This window comes from Actinomycetospora sp. (genome assembly GCF_055612215.1).
The window spans coordinates 1-5,754 of sequence record NZ_JBVPVA010000510.1 but is presented as its reverse complement, the minus strand read 5'-3'; the positions used below and the strand labels follow the sequence as shown (position 1 = coordinate 5,754).

Below are 5,754 nucleotides of genomic sequence, written 5' to 3'. Positions count from 1 at the left end.
CGACGCGACGGCAGCCACCGTGTCGGCCCACCGGGCGTCGGAGAACGCGCAGACGACGGCCGAGATGCTCGGCGGGCCGGGCCGGCGGGTGGCCTCATCGGTCCCGACGGGCGCCGCGCTCGTCCCGGCGCTCACGGCGCTGCCCCGAGGGTCCGGTCGAGACCGACCGCGGTCACGGCGCCGCGTGCCTTGTGATGCACCAACCGGCGGACCTGCTGGACGGCGTGCCCGCTCAGACCGCTCTCGTGGGTCCGCAGGACGGTGCGCAGCACCCGCGTCCCGTCCCGGAAGGTGCGCAGGTTCGACGTGCCCGACCGCCGAGGCAGCTCGAGGCTGGGGACCTCCGCCATCCGCAGCCCGGCCTGGATCGCGGAGATCACCATCCGGGTCTCCACCTCGAAGCCCGGCGTGCTGAGGTCGACGTACTCCAGATAGCGCCGGTGGAATCCGATGTAGCCGTAGCAGAGATCGGTCAGGGACGCTCCGTAGATCGACGAGACCAGCCGCATGAGGGCGCGGTTCCCGTTCCGACGAAGCGTCGTGATGTCCAGCGATCCGCCTCCGGCGACGAATCGGGATCCCTTGACGAAATCGTAACCGTGGGTCAGGAAATAGAGGAAATGCGGGATCTCCAGCGGGGACATGCTGCCGTCCGCATCCATCATCAGGACGATGTCGCCCGTCGAGGCGGTGAAGCCGGCCGCGAGCGCGTCCCCCTTGCCGAGCCCCGACTGCATCACCACGCGGATGTCCGGGCGCGCCGAGCGGGCGGTCACCAGGGTCGCGTCCGACGAGTGGCCGTCGACCACCAGGATCTCGTCGACGCAGCTCGGCACCTGCTCCAGCACCCAGGCGATGTTGGCGGCCTCGTTGCGGGTCGGGATGACCAGCGAGACCGTGAGCGGGGTCCGCGTCGTGCCTGGTGGGGCGGGTGACGGCACGGCCGGCACCACCTCGGGCGCGGCCGGTGAGGGGGCATCGGTCCCGAGCGTGGAGAGGTCGAGGATCTCCTGCCGGGACGCCGGGACCGCCACGCCGTTCGACACGGCGGCGCCTGGTGGCTGAATGGTCATGGCGCGCTCCCGATCGGCCGCGCGTCGGTGCGCGGTGGGTGGTTTGACGGCTGAGAGTTCGGCCCGGGCTCCCCGACGGCGCCCCGGCCTCGTTCCGCTGGAGCATCCAGCGGCGCCGCCGGCCGGGCATCGCCACATTTGATGATTCGACCGAGCGGTGTTTCCGGGCGCGGCGGAAGTCCTCCTCGGGCAGGAGGAATTCCGGCGTCCCGCGTGAATCGCGAACCGGCGATTCGCCTCGAGAAGGGCGACCTGACGGACCTCAGCGGGTCCGGGCGCGACGGGGCCCGAGCCCCGCGCCGCTCTCGAGCGGTCGTCCCCGCGTGTGGCCCGTCCGTGACGCCACGGCCTCGGCGACGGTCGGCGCGGCGAACCACGTCCCGCACACGAACCTCAGCAGCGGCCCGAACGTGCCCGCCGCGGCGAGGCCCGTGAAGTACAACCCCGGCACCGAGGACTCGAACGTCCCGTCGAGCTTCGGGAACGGGCCGGCCAGCGCCAGCCGGTCGACGAGGTCCGGGGCCAGGAAGTCGAGCGCCGCCGGGTGCACCCGGTAACCGGTGCAGGCCAGGACGTGGTCGGCCTCGACGACCTCCGTGCGCCCCTCGGCGGTGCGGACGGTGATCGAGACCCGAGACCCGTCGGTGTGCGTGGAGACGATCTGCCGCTGCGCCAGCACCGGCACCTGGCCCTCCACGCGCTCGCGCAGCCACCAGGCCCCCTTGGGGCCCAGCACCCGCCTGACCAGTTCGAGACGCACCTGCTCCGGGAGGAACCGCACGGTGTGCGGCCACCGGCAGAGCGCGTAGAGCGACCAGGCGCGGCCGACCGGAGCCTCGGGTCGCCAGTGGAACCCCGGGGTCGGCGCCGCGCCGAACCCGATCCCACGCCCCCGGACGAGCAGCCGCACCGTCGCACCCGCCTCCCGGAGCAACGCCGCGCTCTCCAGCGCCGACTGCCCGGCGCCCACCACCACGACGTCGCGGTCGGCGAAAACCCCCAGATCGTCGTGGTCGGCGCTGTGCGAGACCGTTCCGCGGCCCGACCCCGGGTCCGCGCCGCCGACGGCGGTCAGCTCCGGGGGCACGTGCGCGTAGCCGCTGAGACCACTGGCGACGACCACCGCCGCCGCGTCGAACGTCTCCCCGGACGCCAACGCCACCGCCCACGTGCCGTCGTCGCGACGCTCGACCGCCGTGACGGTGTCGTCCTCGACCTCGGACACCAGCTTCTCGGCGTACCAGAGGCCGTAGTCCACGAAGGTCTCGACCGGGACCACCTGCGCCTCGGTCTCGAGGCGCTCGAGACCGCGCAGGTCGCAGAAGTCCTGCAGGGTGTAACCCGGGTCGGGCGCTGAGATCGTGGTCGCCCAGGGCGTGGACTTCAGCACCATCCCGACGGGCATGGCGTCCCGCCAGCTCGACAGGACGCGCCCGATGATGCGCAACGGCACGCCGCGGGCACGGAGGTGGGCCGCGGTCGCCAGGCCGTACGGTCCGGCGCCGATGACGGCCACCGGCAGTTCGTCGTTCACAGGACCCATCACTGTCCTTTCGTTCGGTCGCGGCCGGCACGACGGACGTCGTCGAGATACGAGACGAGCGGCGCGACGTGGCGGAGAACCATCGGGATCAACGGGAGCGGGTCGTCCGGCGCGAACCACCCGAGCTCGGTGCGTGAGGCGCGCGGCGGTCCGTGCGGCGCGGTCCGCTCGTGGCGTCGGTAGGCGAGCCGGGCAGCGAGGTCGACGTTCTCGACCACGAGGCGGCGCCCCTCGGGGAACGGGGCGACGGGGATCGACCGACCGGTGAGCGCGAGGTGCTGGGCCCGGACGACGTCCGTTCCCGCGGCGTCCTCGAAGAGCCGGAACTGGGCGCCGACCCGCGGGTTGAAGTCGACGAGCTTGTACTGGCCGTCGCGCCGATCCAGGCGGAAATCGAGGTCGGCGAGGCCGGCGTACCCGAGACTCGCGTAGAGCCTCCGGGCCGCGTCGGCGAGCTCGGGGTTCCACACCGCGTAGGCGCAGCTCGTCATGCCCGCGTGCGGCGGCCAGGAGCGCACCTTCAGGCCGGTGAACAGCACCCCGGACCCGTCCCGGGCCACACAGGAGTGGACGAACCAGTCCTCGGCGCGCTCCCGCGGGATGTGTTCCTGCAGGACGACGTTGGGCGGGTCCTGCCACTGGGCGGCTCGCGTGCGCAGGGCGTCGGGCGTGTGGACGACGGTGGTGGAGCGCACCGCCGGGGCCACTCGCCGGCCGAACGCGTCACGATTCTTGACGACGACCGGGAACTCGCCGGTGTCCGCGTACTTCTCGATGTCCTCGAGCGACTCCGGGAACCACGTCTGCGGCGTGGGCACGTCGTGCTCGAGGCAGAGTTCGTACAGGCCGCGCTTGCTCGCCAGCGTGCGCGCGAGACCCCGGCTCCGGGAACGGGGGATCAGGAAGACGTCCGCGAGCGCGTCCGCCTGCTCGGCCACGAGGACGGCCGCCTCCTCGTCGGTCGGGATGACGACACTCGGTCGACCGAGGGCGCGGCCGATCTCCCGCAGCGGCTCCACCAGCGACGACGGCTCCTCGGCGCCGGTCGTCGGCCAGACGAACGCGCGGGTGAGGTGGCGCGACCACGCGGCCGGGGTGAACCGGTCCTCGACGACCGCGTTCACCTCGACCCCGGCCCGTCCGAAGCTGCGGATGACGCCCACGCCGCCGTGGTGCAGCGGGTAGTGGCCGAGCTTCAGCAACAGCACCGGCACCGACTCGTCGAGCTCTACCGGGGCCGCGCGGGTCCCACGTGCGGTGACGCCCATGACGAATCGGTCCTCCTCCGGAGAGCGTGCGGATTCGGCGGCACGGTGGACCAGCCGTCGACTTCCGGGGAACGACTCGCTCGGACCCGGAGGGGTCGGGGGTCCTGGTACCGCCACCGCGGATCACTGTCCGCCCGGCGGAGGGAGGAGGCATCGCCAAGTTTGACGATCCGGGTGGTGCGAGCGCGACGCGCTCGGGGGTCTCAGCTCCGGCGGCGCGCCTTGAGCCAGCGGACGGCCAACGTCGTGAGCGCCTCGGGGTCGCCGTGGCGCTCGCGGAGGTCGCTCACGGCCGCCGGAGCGAGCTCGGCATCCGACGGCCGGTGGAACAGCCACGCCGAGAAGCGACGCCACGCGCGCTGCGGCACCGTGGTCGCCCACGCCAGCGCGCCGAGCAGCACGAGCAGCGCCCCGGCGAGCGCGCCGGCGGCGGTGAGGGCACCCAGCGGCGGCACGAACCGCTCGGCCGGGACGGACGGCCCCGAGCGGGTGGTCACGGCCACCCGCGGCGGACCGCCGGCGGTCGTCTCCAGCCGCGTGATCGCCGTGGTCAGCGACTGCGTGACCGCATTGGCCTCGGCCGTCGCCGCCGCGGGGTTGCCGGCGCGGACGTCGACGGTCAGCAGGGTCGAGTCCGACACCGCTGTCACGGTCACCTCCGAGCGCAGCGTCGCGACGGTGGTGCCCGAGCTCGTCGCCGCCGACCCGAGGACGTCGTCGCTGGTGGCGAGTGCGGCGTAGGTCGGCATCATGTTGGTGATGTAGGAGGTCATCGTGGCGGCCGAGTCCGAGGACGCCGGCGCCCCGCTCCCGTCCGACACCGCCAGCTCCGCGGAGGAGCTCACCGGCGTTCGGTCGAGCTGGAGGTCGAGGAGCAGCCCGCCCAGGGCACCCACCACCACCAGCACCACCAGCACCCACCGGGCCGATCGCAGTGCCGCTCTGACGTCCGTCGCGCGCATCCTCATCACTGTGCCCAACGAACCTGTCCGTTCCGTGAGACGGGTGGGCACGCGACCTCCTCCGAAGGCGCTAACGCCGGAGCACTGCGCGCCGATGCAGAGTCACCGGCTGCGTGTGGTGGCCGTGAGAGCCGTGGGGGACGCCATGACGCAGACCGCGAACGCACGACCGGGGACCGTGACCGCGGCCCAGGCGATCATCTGGGTGTTCGCGGTGCTGGCCGCGCTCGGCGGCGTCGGGCTGCTGGTGCTCGGCATCGTCGGGCTCGTGGGCGGCGCGTCGGTGGCCGCGGGTGCCGCCGGGACGGACGCCTCCGGGTTCGGCGCTGCTTTCGGCGGGCTGATCGGGTTCTTCGCCGGTGGCCTCATCGTCGTCGCCGTGATCTCCCTGGCCTTCGTCGGCCTGTGGTGCTGGATCGCCGCCGCGCTCGGGCGGGCGAGCCGTCCGGCCCGGATCGTGCTGACGGTCCTCTGCGGGCTCGACCTGCTGTGGGGCGTCGTCGCCCTCCTCGGCGGTCTCGCCGACGACGAGGGCGCCCCGCTGCTCGGTGCCCTGCTGCTGCTCGCGATCCCGGCGACGTTGATGGGTCTGGTCTGGGGATCGGAGAGCGCGCGCCGGTTCTTCGACGGCGGCTCGGCGTACTCGCCGGCCCCCATGTCCCCGCCGGTCGGCTTCGCGCGGCCCCAGGGCCCGATGCTCCCGCCGGCCGGCATAAACTCCGACAGGTCCGACACCATTTTGGCCGCGCCAGCTTGGATTGCTTGTGTGAGGAAGGGCTCCAGATCGATGGCCGCGTCGACAGCGCCCGATGTCAGCGCCGGCAGCATATTGGGATAGGCAAGCTCGACGATGCGCACTTGGCTCGGCTTCATGCCGTGCTTCGCGAGCAGGCGCACGAGAAGGAAAT

At 72.9% G+C, this 5,754-nt stretch carries 5 protein-coding genes; all 5 read right to left on the bottom strand.

The annotated features are described in order from the left end of the window. Positions 1-131: 131 nt before the first annotated feature. On the bottom strand, positions 132-1,073 hold the full coding sequence (locus AC0CYZ_RS14160) for a glycosyltransferase family 2 protein (protein WP_472216352.1): 942 nt from the start codon (positions 1,071-1,073) through the stop codon (positions 132-134). A gap of 262 nt (positions 1,074-1,335) precedes the next feature. After that, positions 1,336-2,616, bottom strand: a complete 1,281-nt coding sequence (locus AC0CYZ_RS14155) for an NAD(P)-binding domain-containing protein (RefSeq protein ID WP_472216350.1) — start codon at positions 2,614-2,616, stop codon at positions 1,336-1,338. After that, the gene (locus tag AC0CYZ_RS14150) at positions 2,616-3,884 is read right to left on the bottom strand and encodes a carboxylate--amine ligase (RefSeq protein WP_472216348.1); all 1,269 of its coding nucleotides are present in this window, start codon (positions 3,882-3,884) and stop codon (positions 2,616-2,618) included. The genes AC0CYZ_RS14155 and AC0CYZ_RS14150 overlap by 1 nt, the downstream gene beginning before the upstream one ends. 203 nt (positions 3,885-4,087) lie before the next feature. After that, positions 4,088-4,846 carry a YveK family protein gene (locus AC0CYZ_RS14145; RefSeq protein WP_472216346.1) on the bottom strand — a complete coding sequence of 253 codons (759 nt, stop codon included), beginning with the start codon at positions 4,844-4,846 and terminating at the stop codon, positions 4,088-4,090. A gap of 102 nt (positions 4,847-4,948) precedes the next feature. Beyond that, positions 4,949-5,719 (bottom strand): hypothetical protein, encoded by a 771-nt coding sequence (locus tag AC0CYZ_RS14140; protein WP_472216354.1) that lies wholly within the window; start codon positions 5,717-5,719, stop codon positions 4,949-4,951. Positions 5,720-5,754 lie beyond the last annotated feature (35 nt).

Bases quoted from the DNA above. Each gene is read 5' to 3' on its own strand.
- AC0CYZ_RS14155 (WP_472216350.1), bottom strand. From the start codon at position 2,616: ATGGGTCCTGTGAACGACGAACTGCCGGTGGCCGTCATCGGCGCCGGA.
- AC0CYZ_RS14160 (WP_472216352.1), bottom strand. From the start codon at position 1,073: ATGACCATTCAGCCACCAGGCGCCGCCGTGTCGAACGGCGTGGCGGTC.
- AC0CYZ_RS14150 (WP_472216348.1), bottom strand. From the start codon at position 3,884: ATGGGCGTCACCGCACGTGGGACCCGCGCGGCCCCGGTAGAGCTCGAC.
- AC0CYZ_RS14140 (WP_472216354.1), bottom strand. From the start codon at position 5,719: ATGAAGCCGAGCCAAGTGCGCATCGTCGAGCTTGCCTATCCCAATATG.
- AC0CYZ_RS14145 (WP_472216346.1), bottom strand. From the start codon at position 4,846: ATGCGCGCGACGGACGTCAGAGCGGCACTGCGATCGGCCCGGTGGGTG.